The organism is Streptomyces caeni, from assembly GCF_042678285.1.
GTDB lineage: Bacteria > Actinomycetota > Actinomycetes > Streptomycetales > Streptomycetaceae > Streptomyces > Streptomyces caeni.
The window spans coordinates 26,717-41,805 of the sequence record NZ_JBHUDX010000099.1; the positions used below are offsets into that span (position 1 = coordinate 26,717).

Below are 15,089 nucleotides of genomic sequence, written 5' to 3' on the forward strand. Positions count from 1 at the left end.
GAGGACGCCTCGGCCGGCTCCTCCGCGGAAGCCTCCGCCCCGGCCCCCGCGGCCACCGCCGCCGACGTCTCCGCGAGGACCTCGTCGGCAACCAGCTTCGCCGCCTTCTTGGCGTCGGACAGCAGCACCGTGTCCTGCGGTGCCTGGTCCTCGAAGTTCTCCGGGTGGTGGCAGGCCACCCGCTGCCTCGGCTTCAGCTCCAGGAGTTGCGGCTCGGTCGTCCGGCAGATCTCCGTCGCCTTCCAGCACCGGGTGTGGAAGCGGCAGCCGCTCGGCGGAGCGATCGGCGAGGGGACGTCGCCCTGGAGCAGGATGCGCTCGCTCTTCGCCGTCTTGCGCCTCGGGTCCGGGATCGGCACCGCCGACATCAGCGCCTTGGTGTACGGGTGCATCGGCGCCCGGTACAGCGAGTCGCGGTCGGCGAGCTCGACGATCTTGCCGAGGTACATCACCGCGATCCGGTCCGAGACATGCCGGACGACCGAGAGGTCGTGCGCGATGATCACGTACGTCAGGCCGAGTTCCTCCTGGAGGTCGTCCAGCAGGTTCACCACCTGCGCCTGGATCGACACGTCCAGCGCGGAGACCGGCTCGTCGGCCACGACCAGCTTCGGGTTGAGCGCGAGCGCGCGGGCGATGCCGATGCGCTGGCGCTGGCCGCCGGAGAACTCGTGCGGATAGCGGTTGTAGTGCTCGGGGTTGAGACCCACGACCGACAGCAGCCGCTGTACTTCCTTCTTGATGCCGCCCTCGGGCGTGACGCCCTGCAGCCGGAAGGGGGCGCCGACGATCGTGCCGATCGTGTGCCGCGGGTTCAGCGAGGAGTAGGGGTCCTGGAAGATCATCTGCACATCGCGGCGCAGCGGTCGCATCCCGCCGACGCCCAGGTGCGTGATGTCCCGGCCCTCGAACTCGATCGTGCCGGCGGTCGGTTCGAGCAGCCGGGTGATCAGCCGGCCCATCGTCGACTTGCCGCAGCCGGACTCGCCCACGACGCCGAGCGTCTCACCGGCCTTGACCTCGAAGTCCAGACCGTCGACCGCACGCACCGCACCGACCTGCCGCTGAAGCAGGCCCTTGCGGATCGGGAAGTGCTTCTGGAGCCCGGTGACCTTCAGCAGGGTCTCGCCGGGGGCGGCGTCCTTGGTGAGGGTCGCACCGCCGCTCTGAGCAGGAATCGTCACTGCCGCGTCTTTGGGGTTCTCGCTCACAGCTTCGGCGCAATCTCTTCGGTCCAGATACGCTCCCGCTGCTCCTGCGTCAGGTGGCAGGCGGCCCAGTGCCGGCTGCCGACCTCGGCCAGCTCGGGCCGGACCGTGCGGGTGACGTTGTCCTTCGGGATGTCGGCGTACGGGCAGCGCGGGTTGAAGGCGCAGCCGGACGGGACGTTGATGAGGGAGGGCGGTGAGCCCTTGACCGGGATCAGGCGGTCCTGCTGCTCGCGGTCGAGGCGCGGCATCGAGCCGAGCAGGCCCCATGTGTAGGGGTGCCGCGGCTCGTAGAACACCTTGTCGGCCGGGCCCCGCTCGACACAGCGGCCGCCGTACATCACCAGGATGTCGTCCGCCAGTTCGGCGACGACGCCCAGGTCGTGGGTGATGATGATGACCGCGGAGCCGAACTCCTTCTGCAGGTCGCGGATCAGGTCGAGGATCTGCGCCTGCACGGTCACGTCGAGCGCGGTGGTCGGCTCGTCCGCGATGAGCAGCTCGGGGTTGTTGACCAGCGCCATCGCGATCATCGCGCGCTGGCGCATACCGCCGGAGAACTCGTGCGGGTAGCTGTCGACCCGCTTGTCCGGCTGGGGGATGCCCACCCGGTCGAGCATGTCGATCGCCCGCTTGCGGGCGGTCTTCTTGTCGACGTCGTGGTGGATGCGGTACGCCTCCACGATCTGCCGGCCGATCGTGTAGTACGGGTGCAGCGCGGACAGCGGGTCCTGGAAGATCATCGCCATCTCGCGGCCGCGCAGCTTGCGCACGTGGTCCGGGTCGGCGGACAGCAGCTCCGTGCCGTCCAGCCAGATCTCGCCGGAGATCTGCGCCTTGCGCTTGCCGTACTGGCCTGCGGTGTGCAGGCCCATGATGCCGAGCGAGGTCACCGACTTGCCGGAACCCGACTCGCCCACGATGCCGAGGGTCTTGCCCTTCTCCAACTGGAAGCTGAGCCCGTCGACGGACTTGACCAGGCCGTCGTCGGTCGGGAAGTGCACCTTCAGGTCGCGCACTTCGAGGAAGGCGCTCGGCCTGGGCGAACCGCTCGTGGGCTCGCCCACGGCGGCTCCGCTCTTGCTGAGTTCGGTCATGCGAGCCTCACTCGGGGGTCGATCACGGCGTACAGGACGTCCACCACGAGGTTGGCGATCAGCACCGCGAGAGAAGTGATCAGGGTGACGCCCAGGATGATGGGCAGGTCCTGGTTCCTGATGGCGTCCAGCACGGCCCGGCCGAGACCGGGCAGGTTGAACGTGGACTCCGTCAGGATGGCGCCGCCGATGAGGGCGCCGAGGTCCATGCCGAGCATGGTCAGGATGGGCGTCATCGTCGAGCGCATGGCGTGCTTGCCGATGACGACCCGCTCCTTGAGGCCCTTCGCGCGCGCGGTGCGGATGTAGTCCTCGCCGAGGATCTCCAGCATGGTGGCGCGGGTGATCCGGGCGTACATCGCCGCGTACAGGAACGCGAGGGTGATCCAGGGCAGGATCATGCCGCCGAACCAGCCGCCGAAGCTCTGGTCGAGGGGCACGTACTGCGCGTCGATCCACTTCAGGCCGAAGGCGAAGATCGCCAGGCTGAGCAGACCGGTGAAGTAGATGGGGAGGGAGACACCCGCCAGGGCGACGACCATCGCGCCGCGGTCCCAGATGCTGCCCCGCTTGAGCGCGGAGAGCACACCCGCCGCGACACCGAAGACCAGCCACAGCACGGCGGCACCGAGCGCGAGGCCCAGGGTCACCGGGAAGCGGTCGGTCAGCACCGGCCAGACGGCCTGCTCGCTGCGGAAGGAGTAGCCGAAGCACGGGGCGGCGCAGTGGGTCACGTCCCCGCCGCCCGAGTAGGTGCGGCCGACGAAGATGCCCTTGAAGAACTCCCAGACCTGGGAGTAGATCGGGTCGCCGAGTCCGAGCTTCTGCCGCACCGCCTCGACGGCGGCCGGGTCGGCCTGCTTGCCCACGAAGCTCGAGGCGATGTCCACGCCCGCCCACTTGGGGACGAGGAAGAAGATGCCGAAAACCACCATGACGATGACCACGAGCATCACTGCGGCGGCGAACAGCCGCCTGATGAGGTAAGCGAGCACAGCTAACGGCCCGCCGCGGACCGCGGGCCATCGGAGGTCGTCCGATGGCCCGCGCTCACGCTGCGCCGGCCTTCACCTGCCTTTCGTGCCGTACGGCGGGTGTGCCGGGTTTACTTCGGGGACTTCAGACCGAGGTTGACGAAGTCGTACATGCCGCTGTAGCCGTCGGTCGTGTAGACGTTCGCCAGGTTGTCCGAGCGCCAGTTGATGAACTTCTCGAAGACGAAGGGCAGGTAGTAGCCACCCTCCATGACCTTGTGGTTGATCTCCGTGGCGATCTTGGTCTTGGCGGCGTCGTCCAGCGTGTTGACGTACTGGTCGAACAGGCCGTCGATCGCCTTGTCCTTGATCAGCGCGTAGTTGGAGTTGCCGCTCGGCAGGATGTACTTGCTGTCCCACAGCGGCAGACCGAAGCCCTGGACGGACGGGAAGTCCGGACCCCAGCCCATGATGATGATGCCGTAGCCCTTCTTCGCGACGTTCGCGGGGCTGCCGATGATGCCGGTGGTCTGCGAGCCGTCGTACTGGTCGATCTGCGCGGTGATGCCGACCTTCTTCAGCGACGCCTGCATGGACTGGGCGGTGGCCACCTCGACCGGCTTGTTGTTGCGGACCGCGATGGTGGTCGTGAAGCCGCTGGGCTTGCCGCAGGCCTTCAGCTCTTCCTTGGCCTTGGCGACGTTGCCGTTCTTGTTGGCGCCGGCGAGCTCGTACGGGTCGTACTTCTGGCCCTCGGCACCCGCGACGGACGGGGGCAGCATGTTGGTGCCGATGTCACCACCGGCGACCGGGCCGCCGCGGGCGGTCTGCAGCGACACGTGGTCGGCGCCGTAGATCACGGCCTTGCGGCAGTGCTCGTTGTCGAACGGCTTCACGCTCTGCGGGAAGACCGCGTAGCGGATGTAACCGGAGACCGGGTTGTCCAGGTTGGCCTTGTGCTCCTTCAGGGCGGTGGTGCGGCCCTGCGGCGACATGCCGGTCTGGTTGACGTCCAGGTCCAGGTCACCGTTGAGCAGGCGCTGGTCCAGCTGGTTGGCGTCCGAGAAGAACTGGACGGTGATCTTGTCCGGGTACGCCTTGCGGATCGGGTCCGAGGACTGCTTCCACTCGGTGTTGCGGACCAGCGTCAGGTTCTTGCCCGGGCTGTAGGACTGGAACTTGTACGGACCGGAGGAGAAGGGGTGCAGACCGTACTTGGACTTGGTGTCCATGTCCTGGCGGACCGGGGAGGCCGAGACCAGGGCCAGCATCTCCTCGAAGTCCGAGTTGGCCTGCGGGAGGTGGAAGACGATGGTCTTGTCGTCCGGCGTGTCGATGGCCTTCAGGCCCAGCTTGTCCTTGCTGGTGTCCTTGTAGGGGCCCTGGTACTCGCCCTTGGGGTCGAGGACGTCCTTCAGGTACACCGGGCCGCCGGACAGCACGTCCTGCGCCCAGACGCGCTCGATGCCGTACTTGATGTCCTTGGACGTGATCGGCTTGCCGTCCTCCCACGTGACGCCGTCACGCAGGGTGTACGTGTAGGTCTTGCCGCCGTCGGTGACCTTGGCGAGCCCGGTGGCGAGGTCAGGGGTCAGCTCGGCGCCGGCCTTGCCCGGCTGCGTCTGGTTCGTGACGAGCTGGCGGCTGTAGTAGCGGGCGAAGTTCCACATGAAGCCGTAGTAGCCGCGCGTGGTGTCCCACGAGTCGGCGTCCTGGGCACCACCGAACTTCAGCGTGCCGCCCTTCTTGACCTCGGAGGCCTGGGCGACCTTGTTGTTGGCGGCGTCGAAGCCGGCCGCACCGGTCTTCGACCCGCCGCCGTTGTCATTGCCGCCGCCGCACGCCGCCGTGGTCAGCAGCGCGGCGACCGCGGCAGCAGCGGCCAACGCCTGCTTACGCCGCCCTGAGGTGCGTTGGGTAGTCACGATCTCGGATCCTCCGGATTGATGAGAGACCCCGTGCATGTGCCACGGGACGCTTGGGGTACGGCAGTCAGCGGGAGCCCTTCGGGTCCAGCGCGTCCCGCACGCCGTCGCCGAAGAGGTTGAAGGCAAGAACGGTGATGAAGATCGCCACACCCGGGACCACCATGTACATGGGGTCCGACTCGTAGTAGTCGATCGCGCTCGAAAGCATCTGCCCCCAGGAGGAGGTGGGCGGCTTGACGCCCACGCCCAGGAAGCTGAGTGCCGCCTCGGTGAGGATGTTGGTGGGGATCATCATCGTCGTGTAGACGATGATCGGCGCGACGAGGTTGGGCAGCAGCTCCTTGAACAGGATGTAGAACCGCCCCGCGCCCAGCGATCGGGCGGCCTCGACGTACTCGCGCTCGCGCATCGAGAGCGTCTGGCCGCGCACCACGCGTCCGATGTAGGGCCAGCCGAAGAAGCCGATGACCAGGATCATCACGAACACGCGCACGCTGGACCCGGTCAGGCCCAGCATGTCGTTCGGCATGACGGAGACCAGGGCGATCGTGAACAGCAGTTGCGGGAAGGCCAGCAGACCGTCCATCACGCGGCTGATGAGCGAGTCGACCCAGCCGCCGAAGAAGCCGGCCAGGATACCCAGCACGGTGCCCAGGACGACGGCGACCATGGCGGACAGAAAGCCCACCAGGAGCGAGACACGGGCGCCGTAGAGGACGCGCGCGAAGATGTCGCGGCCGTTGACCGGCTCCACGCCCAGCAGGTGGTCGCCGCTGAGGCCGCCGAGCGACCCCTTGGGGGTGCCGAACAGCGGGTCGATCAGGTTCTCGTGGTAGGCGTCCGGGTCCTGGCCGACCAGGTTCGTGATCACCGGTGCGAGCAGGGCGAGCGCGATGAGCACGAGCACGACGACGCCGCCCGTGAGGGCGAGCTTGTCCCGCTTGAGGCGCTCCCAGGCGATCCGGCCCAGGGAACGCCCCTGTACGGCCTTCACCCCGGCGCCGGCAACCGCAGCCTCCTCGGCAGCGCTCGGGGCCGCTTCCGCGGTCGGCTCGTGCAATGGTGCCGTCATGTGGCAGGGACCCCTCTCAACCGGCGGTGGCCGGCCCGCACTCGCCGCGGTAGCGGCGTCTTCAGTCCGTCGTACGCAGGGGCGAGACACCCCTGGTGCGGGAGTCTTCAACGGTTCTGCGATCTGTTGCCAGACTTGACGGTGAATGGATGCGTAAACGTGATGCGAGCAGGAGGGTTCCGTTATCCGGACACTAGGTAACGCGGGCCGGACGAGAACGAAAGGGATATGCGGAGAGAAATCCACCCCATTCGCTCTCATCTACGCGCGGAGAGACGCTGCCGCCGCCGGACGCGTCCGAGGGCTCGGAACCGTCCGGGTCAGTATGCGCCGGGGACGGGTGGATAGCCGTAGCCGCCGGCCGCGGGGGCCTGGGCCGGTGCCGCGTGGGCCTCGCGGTCGTAGAAGGGGCGGGCGCGGGCGCGGAGCCACATTGCGACCGGGTCGTACTCGTCGGACATCACGACGGTCGACACCGGCAGTCCTTCGGGAGCGGCGACGACGGACTGCTGCATCATCGCGCGCACCGAGTCGACGGCGGGCGGCGAGGTGTCGTACACGTCCAGGCCGATCGCCAGGTAAGGCGCCCCCAGCGCGGGCTGCACCCAGGCGCGGCGCAGTGAGCGCACGGCGGGCGTCCGGTGCGCGTTCTGCGCGAGGAGGGCGTAGAACTGGGGGATCTCGATGGCCGGTTCCGACAGTCTGAGGGGGCCCGCGGGCTGGCGCTCCAAACCGGTGGCGATGCGGCGCAGATCCAGCCAGGGGATGCCGACGCCGCCGCCGGGCGCGTGCGGGTTCAGCCAGAGGCCGTGGTGGTCCGGGTAGAGGGTGCGTGCCACGTCGAGGCCGTCGACCACCTCGTACGAGCGGTTCCAGCCGCTGGCCGACAGTTCCTGAGCGGAGGTGACACAGGGGGCGTAGCCGTGGCCGCCCACCTCCATGGCCCCGTACTGGGCGTCGGGCGAGCCGGCCTGGCCGTGCCACAGCAGCATCCAGACCTGGCCGGACGACGGGGTCGCCAGCACGTGGAGGAGCGCCTCGTAGGCGTCGTAGCGCCCGGGCGTCACCTGGCGCAGCATGTGCTCGACCTGCCCGGCCGCGGCCGTGCCCGACGCGCTCACCCTCTACCGCCCCTTCACGACAAACCCGGCAGTCCCCACGGATGCCTCCCGCGCGTTGCACGCGGATGTCAGCCGTACCACCCCGACCGGGCCATTCTCCACTGTCCGGGAGCCGACCCGGCCCCCGGCCGGGAGCGCCTCCCGCTCCGGTCATGAAACCAGGTTACGGCGCGCCTGCGACAGCAACGCGACGCGTGCCGCGCCGCCGTGGGCCGCGCCCCGCCCTGGGGGCGCGGCGCCCCCGCCGCCGGCCGCGTGCCGTCCACCGCCGGCGGGCCGTTCAGTGACCGCGCTGGTAGAACGGCCGCACCCGCTCCCGCAGCCAGTCGCCCACCGGGTCCTGGGCCATGTCCAGGAACACCATGTTCACCGGTGTCTCGACCGGCACCTTGCCGAGCGCCCGGCCGAGTGCCTCCAGCGGGAGCGCCTGCGGGTCGGCCTCCGTGGAGGCGAGTTCGACTCCGATGAACATGACCGGGTCGGCCGTCTCGATCACGGCCAGGCAGCGGCGCGCGGTGACCACCACACCGGTCTGGTCGAACTCGGCCGACGCGGCGGCGAGGAAGTCCACCGGGTCGTCCTGCCAATCGGGTTCGAACAGACGGACGCGGCCGCCGCTCGCCGGGCCGTCGAGCGGGGTGCGCCCGGCCCGGCACAGCTCGGCCACCGCCTCGGGCGGCAACGGCACCCCGACCACGCCGCCCGGGTTGACCGCGATGCCGGCCTGCGGGGGCAGCCCGCGGGCGAACTCGGCGGCGGGCGCGATCGTGTACGACATGTGGTGGCCGACGGCCTGCCGGAACTGCTCCTCCGAGCTGAACACCGGCACGTACGCCTGGCCCTCGATGTCCAGGGTGGGCAGGTCGAGGGTGCCGCTGTGCGGGCCGCCGCCGTCCGGCAGCGGCACCCAGAGGAAGCTGCGGCCGAGGACCTCGAGGATCCGGCCGGCGGCCGAGGGGACACCGAGCGAGGCGGAGAGCACCTCCTCCAACTCGTTGCCCGGCCATCCGCCGTGCGGATGGGGGTGCGCCTGTGCGGGGAAGTCCGCGGGAAGATCCGCCGGGAAGTCCATCTGCCTACCGCCTGCTCAGAACCACTGCTGTGGCTGGAAAGGCTAACGCCTGCGCGCCCGGGGCCGGTCAGCCGGCGAAACCGATCCGGCGCAGGGCATCGGCCGCGTCCCGGTCCAGCAGGACCGCCGAGCCGCAGCCCCGCGGCAGGTGGCCCCGTTCGACGGAGCGCAGCAGCCGCCGCGTCGCCCGGCGGTGCCTGAGGAACGCGTAGCGCGAGACGCCGCGGCCGCGGCTGCGCTGGCCCGCCAGCGCCGTGTCCGCGCCGACGTCGAGCACGAGCAGGTGCAGCGTGCCGCCGCGACGGCGGGCCTCCCGGGCCAGCCAGCCGCGCACCCACGCCTGCGTGCCGCAGTCGTGCACGACCACCGCCGTGCCCGCGCGCAGAGCTCGGCGCAGGCCCGCGTAGTGGGCGAGGCGGACGAGGGGGCGGTAGACCGTGTACGGCAGGACACCGGCCAGGCGGGTGTCCCAGCGGTCGCGGGTGTCCTGGGAGTCGATGCGGGTGCCCCGCACGGCGCGCCGCATGAGCGTGGACTTGCCGCTGCCGGGCAGCCCGGTGACCACGACGAGGTCGGCCGCGCCGAAGGTGAGCCCGCGCGGGCTGCGGCCCGTGCGGTCGCGCAGATCGCGGACCACGGCCGTCGGCAGCGGGCCGCGGTTCTCCAGGGCCGTGGCTCCGGGCTGCTTGTGCACCGCGACGCCCGAGGTCGTGGCGTATGCCGTGGTCCTGTTCACCGTGATCGTCCTCCCTTGGGGCCGGGACGTACCTGTCCCCGTCGAGCGTAAAGAGAAGGTAATGCACGGTGTCTCGCGGTTTCGTGCCCGTACCGCCACAAGCCGGTTACAGATGCGGTCTGCCACGTGCAGGCGCGGCATGCGATGATGAGCGCGCCAACTGCATACCGGCCGCTTGAATCCGCGCGGGAGAGTTCCGGGCACCGACATGTGCCCGGGCGCCGAAGGAGCAAGTCCCTCCCTTGAATCTCTCAGGCCCCGTACCGCGCGGGCGAGGCACATCTGAAAAGCGGGCCGCCGACCAGTGGCTCCACCCAAGGTGCAAGCCGTGACGACCCGCCGCGGGAGTCATGGCGAACCTCTCAGGTTCCGATGACAGATGGGGAGGAACGACCCCGTCCTCCCCACGCCCGGCTTTGCCCGCGCGGGGACTCCATCGCCCTGGGAGCACAACCGATGAGCAGCAGCCCCCCGCGCCGTACCGCGCTCGATGCCCTGCATCGTTCGCTCGGCGCGACGATGACCGACTTCGCCGGCTGGGACATGCCCCTGCGGTACGGCTCCGAGCGCGAGGAGCATGTCGCCGTCCGGACGAAGGCGGGTCTCTTCGACCTCTCGCACATGGGCGAGATCACGGTCACCGGGCCCGAGGCGGACCGGTTCCTGGACCACGCCCTGGTGGGCAGCATGTCCTCCGTCGGCGTCGGCCGCGCCCGCTACACGATGATCTGCCGGGAGGACGGCGGCATCCTCGACGACCTGATCGTGTACCGGCTGGCGGAACAGGAGTACATGGTCGTCGCCAACGCCTCCAACGCCCAGGTGGTGCTCGACGCGCTGGTGGAGCGCTCCTCCGGCTTCGAGGCCCGGGTGCGCGACGACCGGGACGCCTACGCCCTCGTCGCCGTCCAGGGCCCCGAGTCCCCCGGCATCCTGAAGTCCCTGTCCGATGCCGACCTGGACGGCCTCAGGTACTACGCGGGCCTGCCCGGCACGGTCGCCGGCGTCCCGGCCCTCATCGCGCGCACCGGATACACCGGCGAGGACGGCTTCGAACTGTTCGTCGCCCCCGAGCACGCCGAGAAGCTGTGGCGGGCGCTGACCGAGGCGGGCGCGCCCGTCGGCCTCGTCCCGTGCGGGCTGTCCTGCCGGGACACGCTGCGCCTGGAGGCGGGCATGCCCCTGTACGGGCACGAACTCAGCACGTCCCTGACTCCTTTCGACGCAGGGCTCGGCCGGGTCGTGAAGTTCGAGAAGGAGGGCGACTTCGTGGGGCGCGCGGCGCTGCGCGAGGCCGCCGAGCGGGCCGCGCAGAACCCGCCGCGCGTGCTGGTCGGCCTGGTCGCGCAGGGCCGGCGGGTCCCGCGGGCCGGGTACCCGGTCGTCGCCGGTGGCGAGGTGGTCGGCGAGGTCACCTCCGGCGCCCCCTCCCCCACCCTGGGCCGGCCGATCGCGATGGCGTACGTCGACGCGGCGCACTCCGCGCCCGGCACCACCGGGGTCGCGGTGGACATCCGGGGCAGCCACGAGCCGTACGAGGTCGTGGCGCTGCCGTTCTACAAACGCCGGAAGTAGACACTGGGCGCGGGCCGGACGTGCCACCGCGCCCGTCCGCCCTGCTCAGGAGCAACCCCAGCAGTCCCCAACTCACCACCCCTCCCGCGCGTACAGGAGAATCCAGGCCATGAGCAACCCCCAGCAGCTGCGTTACAGCAAGGAGCACGAGTGGCTGTCGGCCGCCGAGGACGGCGTCGCGACGGTCGGCATCACGGAGTTCGCGTCCAACGCCCTCGGCGATGTCGTGTACGTCCAGCTCCCGGAGGTCGGTGACACCGTGACCGCGGGCGAGACCTGCGGTGAACTGGAGTCCACCAAGTCCGTGAGCGACCTCTACGCCCCGGTCACCGGCGAGATCACCGAGATCAACGAGGACGTCGTCAACGACCCGTCGCTGGTGAACTCGGCCCCGTTCGAGGGCGGCTGGCTGTTCAAGGTGCGTGTCACGGAGGAGCCGGCCGACCTGCTCTCCGCCGACGAGTACGACGCCCACACCGCCGGCTGAGGAGCCGTAGCACACATGTCCGTTCTCAACACGCCCCTGCACGAGCTCGACCCCGACGTGGCCGCCGCGGTCGACGCCGAGCTGCACCGTCAGCAGTCCACCCTCGAGATGATCGCCTCGGAGAACTTCGCCCCGGTCGCGGTCATGGAGGCCCAGGGCTCGGTGCTCACCAACAAGTACGCCGAGGGCTACCCCGGCCGCCGCTACTACGGCGGCTGCGAGCACGTCGACGTGGTCGAGCAGATCGCCATCGACCGGGTCAAGGAGCTCTTCGGCGCGGAGCACGCCAATGTGCAGCCGCACTCGGGCGCCCAGGCCAACGCGGCGGCGATGTTCGCGCTGCTGCAGCCCGGTGACACGATCATGGGTCTGAACCTCGCGCACGGCGGGCACCTGACCCACGGAATGAAGATCAACTTCTCCGGCAAGCTCTACAACGTGGTGGCCTACCACGTCGGCGACGACGGTGTCGTCGACATGGACGAGGTGGAACGCCTGGCCAAGGAGTCCCGGCCGAGGCTGATCGTGGCGGGCTGGTCGGCCTATCCGCGCCGGCTGGACTTCGCCGCCTTCCGCCGGATCGCGGACGGGGTCGGCGCCTACCTCATGGTCGACATGGCGCACTTCGCCGGTCTGGTGGCGGCGGGCCTGCACCCGAACCCGGTGCCGCACGCCCATGTCGTCACCACCACGACCCACAAGACGCTGGGCGGCCCGCGCGGCGGTGTGATCCTCTCGACGGCCGAACTGGCCAAGAAGATCAACTCCGCGGTCTTCCCCGGTCAGCAGGGCGGTCCCCTGGAGCACGTGATCGCCGCCAAGGCGGTCGCGTTCAAGGTCGCGGCCTCGGAGGAGTTCGGGGAGCGGCAGCGGCGGACGCTGGAGGGGGCGAAGATCCTCGCCGGGCGTCTGGTCCGGGACGACGTCAGGGCCGTGGGTGTCGACGTGCTGTCCGGCGGCACCGATGTGCACCTCGTCCTGGTCGACCTGCGCAACTCCGAGCTGGACGGCCGGCAGACCGAGGACCGTCTCCACGAGGTCGGCATCACGGTCAACCGGAACGCGATCCCGAACGACCCGCGCCCGCCCATGGTGACCTCCGGCCTGCGGATCGGTACGCCCGCCCTGGCCACCCGCGGCTTCTCGGCCGAGGACTTCACCGAGGTGGCGGACGTCATCGCCGAGGCACTGAAGCCGTCCTACGACGCGCAGTCGCTCAGGGCCCGGGTGAAGGCCCTGACCGACAAGCATCCGCTGTACCCCGTTCTGAAGTGATTTCGTACGCTTTCTGTCGTACATACGTCAGGGGCACCGCGCACACTGGTGGGTGAGCGCGGTGCCCCGTCTCATGAACCACTCGTCCATCCCCTCCCCCTCCGGGCGCCTCGCGTCCCCGGATCCCAGCTCCCACGACGGACAACGGTGTCCGTCGAGACCCTAGGAGACCTCCGTGGCCATCTCGGTCTTCGACCTGTTCTCGATCGGCATCGGCCCGTCCAGCTCCCACACCGTCGGCCCCATGCGGGCGGCGCGCATGTTCGCCCGCCGGCTGCGCAACGAGAAGCTGCTGGACTCCGTCGTCTCGCTGCGCGCGGAGCTGTACGGCTCCCTGGGCGCCACCGGCCACGGCCACGGCACACCCAAGGCGGTGCTGCTCGGCCTGGAGGGGGCCTCGCCGCGCACGGTGGACGTGGAGACGGCCGACGACCGGGTGGAGGCGATCAAGGAGTCGGGCCGGATCCGGCTCCTCGGCGAGCACGAGATCGCCTTCTCCTTCGACGACGACCTGGTCCTGCACCGCCGCAAAGCCCTCCCCTACCACGCGAACGGCATGACCCTGTGGGCGTACGGCGCCTCGGGGGCCGAGCTGCTGTCGAAGACGTACTACTCGGTGGGCGGCGGGTTCGTCGTGGACGAGGACGCGGTCGGCGCGGACCGCATCAGGCTGGACGACACGGTCCTGAAGTACCCCTTCCGCACCGGCGACGAGCTGCTGACGCTGGCCCGCGACACGGGCCTGTCCATCTCCTCGCTGATGCTGGAGAACGAGCGGGCCTGGCGCACCGAGGAGGAGGTCCGCACCGGACTGCTGGAGATCTGGCGGGTGATGCGGGCGTGCGTGGCGCGCGGCATGTCCCGCGAGGGCATCCTGCCGGGCGGCCTGAAGGTGCGCCGCCGGGCCGCGGTCACCGCCCGCCAGCTGCGTGCCGAGGGCGACCCCACGGCCCGCGCGATGGAGTGGATCACGCTCTTCGCGATGGCGGTCAACGAGGAGAACGCGGCCGGCGGACGGGTCGTGACCGCGCCCACCAACGGCGCCGCCGGCATCATCCCGGCGGTCCTCCACTACTACATCGACTTCGTGCCCGGCGCGGACGAGGACGGGGTGGTCCGCTTCCTGCTCGCCGCGGGCGCCATCGGCATGCTCTTCAAGGAGAACGCCTCCATCTCCGGCGCCGAGGTCGGCTGCCAGGGCGAGGTGGGCTCGGCCTGCTCGATGGCGGCAGGCGCCCTGGCGGAGGTGCTGGGCGGCACGCCGGAGCAGGTCGAGAACGCGGCCGAGATCGGCATGGAGCACAACCTCGGCCTGACCTGCGACCCGGTCGGCGGCCTGGTCCAGATCCCGTGCATCGAGCGCAACGGCATGGCCGCGGTGAAGGCGGTCACGGCGGCACGGATGGCGATGCGCGGCGACGGCTCGCACAAGGTCTCGCTGGACAAGGTCATCAAGACCATGAAGGAGACCGGGGCGGACATGAGCGTGAAGTACAAGGAGACGGCGCGCGGGGGGCTCGCGGTGAACATCATCGAGTGCTGAGGAGCCAATGACAAGAATTCTATTGAACTCGCCGCAGGGCCACCTCCCCCGCGCCCGGCGAAGGACCCGTCCGCCCGGTCTCCGTCTCCCTCCACGAAGGCACCATCGCGGCCCTCAGGGAACGCACCGGAAAGCGAGGCATGTCCGCCTACGTCGAAGCCCTCATCCAGCGCCGACTGGAGCGCGACAGGCTGCGCGAACTCATCGAAGACGCCGAAGCCGGACACGGCCCCGTCGACCAGGCAGCGGTCGAGGCCAAGCGAGCGGTCCTGCGCAAAGACACGGCGGGCTCGGCGGACGCCGCGTGAGCGGCACGCTCGTCCTGGACTGCGAGGGCCTGTCCAGGCTCGTACGCCGCTCACCCGAGCTCACCGAGTGGCTGACCGCGGCCGAGGCCGAGGACATCCGCGTCGTCACCAGTTCGGTCACCCTTGCGGAAGCCCGCGACCCCAAGATCCACCAGGCCCGCTTCGACTACGCCGTCTCCCGCGTGAACATCGTCCCGCCCTCCGAAGCCATCGCCCGCCACGCCAGCAGACTCCTTGCCGCAGCCGGGCCGCACGGGCACAAGTACGCCCTCGATGCCATCGTCTCCGCCACAGCACTCGCCTCGCCCGCCCCAGCCACCTTCCTGACCTCGGATCCCGAAGATCTCCTGGCCCTGTGCGGCCCCGGTGTCCGGGTCGTCAAGATCTGACCCGCACCACAGACGGGCCGGCCGCGAAAAGCGCCAGCACCGGCACCGGCATCCTGAGGCAACCGGAGTCCCGCACAGCACGCACGGCGCCCGGCGCGCTCCCCCAAGCTCTTCGAGCAGGGGGCACCCCCACTCGCCGCACCGGCCGAAACCCCAAGTACATCCAGAAGTACATCCAGTACGAGGGCTTTCGTCCGGCACGCCGAGAGCACGCACCGGACACCGCGGGCACCGCACAGGACTTTCGAAACACCCCCTAGGCTTGGCGTTTAACCTCGCTGCTGTTTGTGTTCCTTGATCGTTT

14 protein-coding genes and 2 riboswitches are annotated in these 15,089 nt (G+C 70.0%); of the genes, 6 read left to right on the forward strand and 8 right to left on the reverse strand.

Annotated features, from left to right (window positions below; translation table 11 throughout):
• The 8 genes from ACFSL4_RS31925 to ACFSL4_RS31960 form a co-directional block, all read right to left on the reverse strand.
• Nucleotides 1-1,184, reverse strand: a 1,184-nt coding sequence (locus tag ACFSL4_RS31925) for an ABC transporter ATP-binding protein (RefSeq protein ID WP_381090725.1), incomplete at its 3' end; no start/stop codon positions are given.
• Between the two features lie 23 nt (nt 1,185-1,207).
• Nucleotides 1,208-2,305, reverse strand: a complete 1,098-nt coding sequence (locus ACFSL4_RS31930) for an ABC transporter ATP-binding protein (protein ID WP_381090728.1) — start codon at nt 2,303-2,305, stop codon at nt 1,208-1,210.
• Nucleotides 2,302-3,300, reverse strand: coding sequence for an ABC transporter permease (locus ACFSL4_RS31935; RefSeq protein ID WP_381090730.1), 999 nt, complete (start codon nt 3,298-3,300; stop codon nt 2,302-2,304). The genes ACFSL4_RS31930 and ACFSL4_RS31935 overlap by 4 nt, the downstream gene beginning before the upstream one ends.
• Nucleotides 3,301-3,410: 110 nt before the next feature.
• Nucleotides 3,411-5,204, reverse strand: coding sequence for an ABC transporter substrate-binding protein (locus tag ACFSL4_RS31940; protein ID WP_381090733.1), 1,794 nt, complete (start codon nt 5,202-5,204; stop codon nt 3,411-3,413).
• A 67-nt stretch (nt 5,205-5,271) separates the two neighbouring features.
• Nucleotides 5,272-6,279, reverse strand: coding sequence for an ABC transporter permease (locus ACFSL4_RS31945; protein WP_381090735.1), 1,008 nt, complete (start codon nt 6,277-6,279; stop codon nt 5,272-5,274).
• A gap of 320 nt (nt 6,280-6,599) precedes the next feature.
• Complete coding sequence (locus tag ACFSL4_RS31950; protein WP_381090737.1) at nt 6,600-7,400, reverse strand: enhanced serine sensitivity protein SseB C-terminal domain-containing protein; 801 nt, start codon at nt 7,398-7,400, stop codon at nt 6,600-6,602.
• 280 nt (nt 7,401-7,680) lie between these two features.
• Nucleotides 7,681-8,472, reverse strand: coding sequence for an enhanced serine sensitivity protein SseB (locus ACFSL4_RS31955; RefSeq protein WP_381090739.1), 792 nt, complete (start codon nt 8,470-8,472; stop codon nt 7,681-7,683).
• A 67-nt stretch (nt 8,473-8,539) separates the two neighbouring features.
• Nucleotides 8,540-9,214 carry an AAA family ATPase gene (locus ACFSL4_RS31960; RefSeq protein WP_381090759.1) on the reverse strand — a complete coding sequence of 225 codons (675 nt, stop codon included), beginning with the start codon at nt 9,212-9,214 and terminating at the stop codon, nt 8,540-8,542.
• Nucleotides 9,215-9,384: 170 nt separating this feature from the next.
• A riboswitch (glycine riboswitch) is annotated at nt 9,385-9,484 on the forward strand.
• A riboswitch (glycine riboswitch) is annotated at nt 9,485-9,597 on the forward strand.
• A gap of 67 nt (nt 9,598-9,664) precedes the next feature.
• Between ACFSL4_RS31960 and gcvT the strand changes: the two genes are divergently transcribed.
• The 6 genes from gcvT to ACFSL4_RS31990 all read left to right on the forward strand — a co-directional run bounded on the left by gcvT (nt 9,665) and on the right by ACFSL4_RS31990 (nt 14,785).
• Nucleotides 9,665-10,783 (forward strand): glycine cleavage system aminomethyltransferase GcvT, encoded by a 1,119-nt coding sequence (gene gcvT, locus ACFSL4_RS31965; RefSeq protein ID WP_381090741.1) that lies wholly within the window; start codon nt 9,665-9,667, stop codon nt 10,781-10,783.
• Between the two features lie 109 nt (nt 10,784-10,892).
• Nucleotides 10,893-11,270: a glycine cleavage system protein GcvH gene (gcvH, locus tag ACFSL4_RS31970; RefSeq protein WP_381090744.1), complete on the forward strand. Its 378-nt coding sequence runs from the start codon at nt 10,893-10,895 to the stop codon at nt 11,268-11,270.
• A 15-nt stretch (nt 11,271-11,285) separates the two neighbouring features.
• A complete protein-coding gene (gene glyA / locus ACFSL4_RS31975) occupies nt 11,286-12,545 on the forward strand; it encodes a serine hydroxymethyltransferase (protein WP_381090747.1) in 1,260 nt (419 codons plus the stop codon).
• 175 nt (nt 12,546-12,720) lie between these two features.
• On the forward strand, nt 12,721-14,088 hold the full coding sequence (locus ACFSL4_RS31980; RefSeq protein WP_381090750.1) for an L-serine ammonia-lyase: 1,368 nt from the start codon (nt 12,721-12,723) through the stop codon (nt 14,086-14,088).
• Between the two features lie 140 nt (nt 14,089-14,228).
• Entirely contained in the window at nt 14,229-14,396 is a 168-nt protein-coding gene (locus ACFSL4_RS31985) for a hypothetical protein (protein ID WP_381090753.1), read from the forward strand.
• A complete protein-coding gene (locus tag ACFSL4_RS31990; RefSeq protein WP_381090756.1) occupies nt 14,393-14,785 on the forward strand; it encodes a type II toxin-antitoxin system VapC family toxin in 393 nt (130 codons plus the stop codon). Before ACFSL4_RS31985 ends, ACFSL4_RS31990 begins: the two co-directional genes overlap by 4 nt.
• The last annotated feature ends 304 nt before the right edge of the window (nt 14,786-15,089 follow it).

Excerpts from the sequence above, each read along its gene's own strand:
- ACFSL4_RS31930 (WP_381090728.1), bottom strand. The coding sequence starts at position 2,305 with ATGACCGAACTCAGCAAGAGCGGAGCCGCCGTGGGCGAGCCCACGAGC.
- gcvH (WP_381090744.1), top strand. The coding sequence starts at position 10,893 with ATGAGCAACCCCCAGCAGCTGCGTTACAGCAAGGAGCACGAGTGGCTG.
- ACFSL4_RS31985 (WP_381090753.1), top strand. The coding sequence starts at position 14,229 with ATGTCCGCCTACGTCGAAGCCCTCATCCAGCGCCGACTGGAGCGCGAC.
- ACFSL4_RS31955 (WP_381090739.1), bottom strand. The coding sequence starts at position 8,472 with ATGGACTTCCCGGCGGATCTTCCCGCGGACTTCCCCGCACAGGCGCAC.
- gcvT (WP_381090741.1), top strand. The coding sequence starts at position 9,665 with ATGAGCAGCAGCCCCCCGCGCCGTACCGCGCTCGATGCCCTGCATCGT.
- ACFSL4_RS31945 (WP_381090735.1), bottom strand. The coding sequence starts at position 6,279 with ATGACGGCACCATTGCACGAGCCGACCGCGGAAGCGGCCCCGAGCGCT.
- glyA (WP_381090747.1), top strand. The coding sequence starts at position 11,286 with ATGTCCGTTCTCAACACGCCCCTGCACGAGCTCGACCCCGACGTGGCC.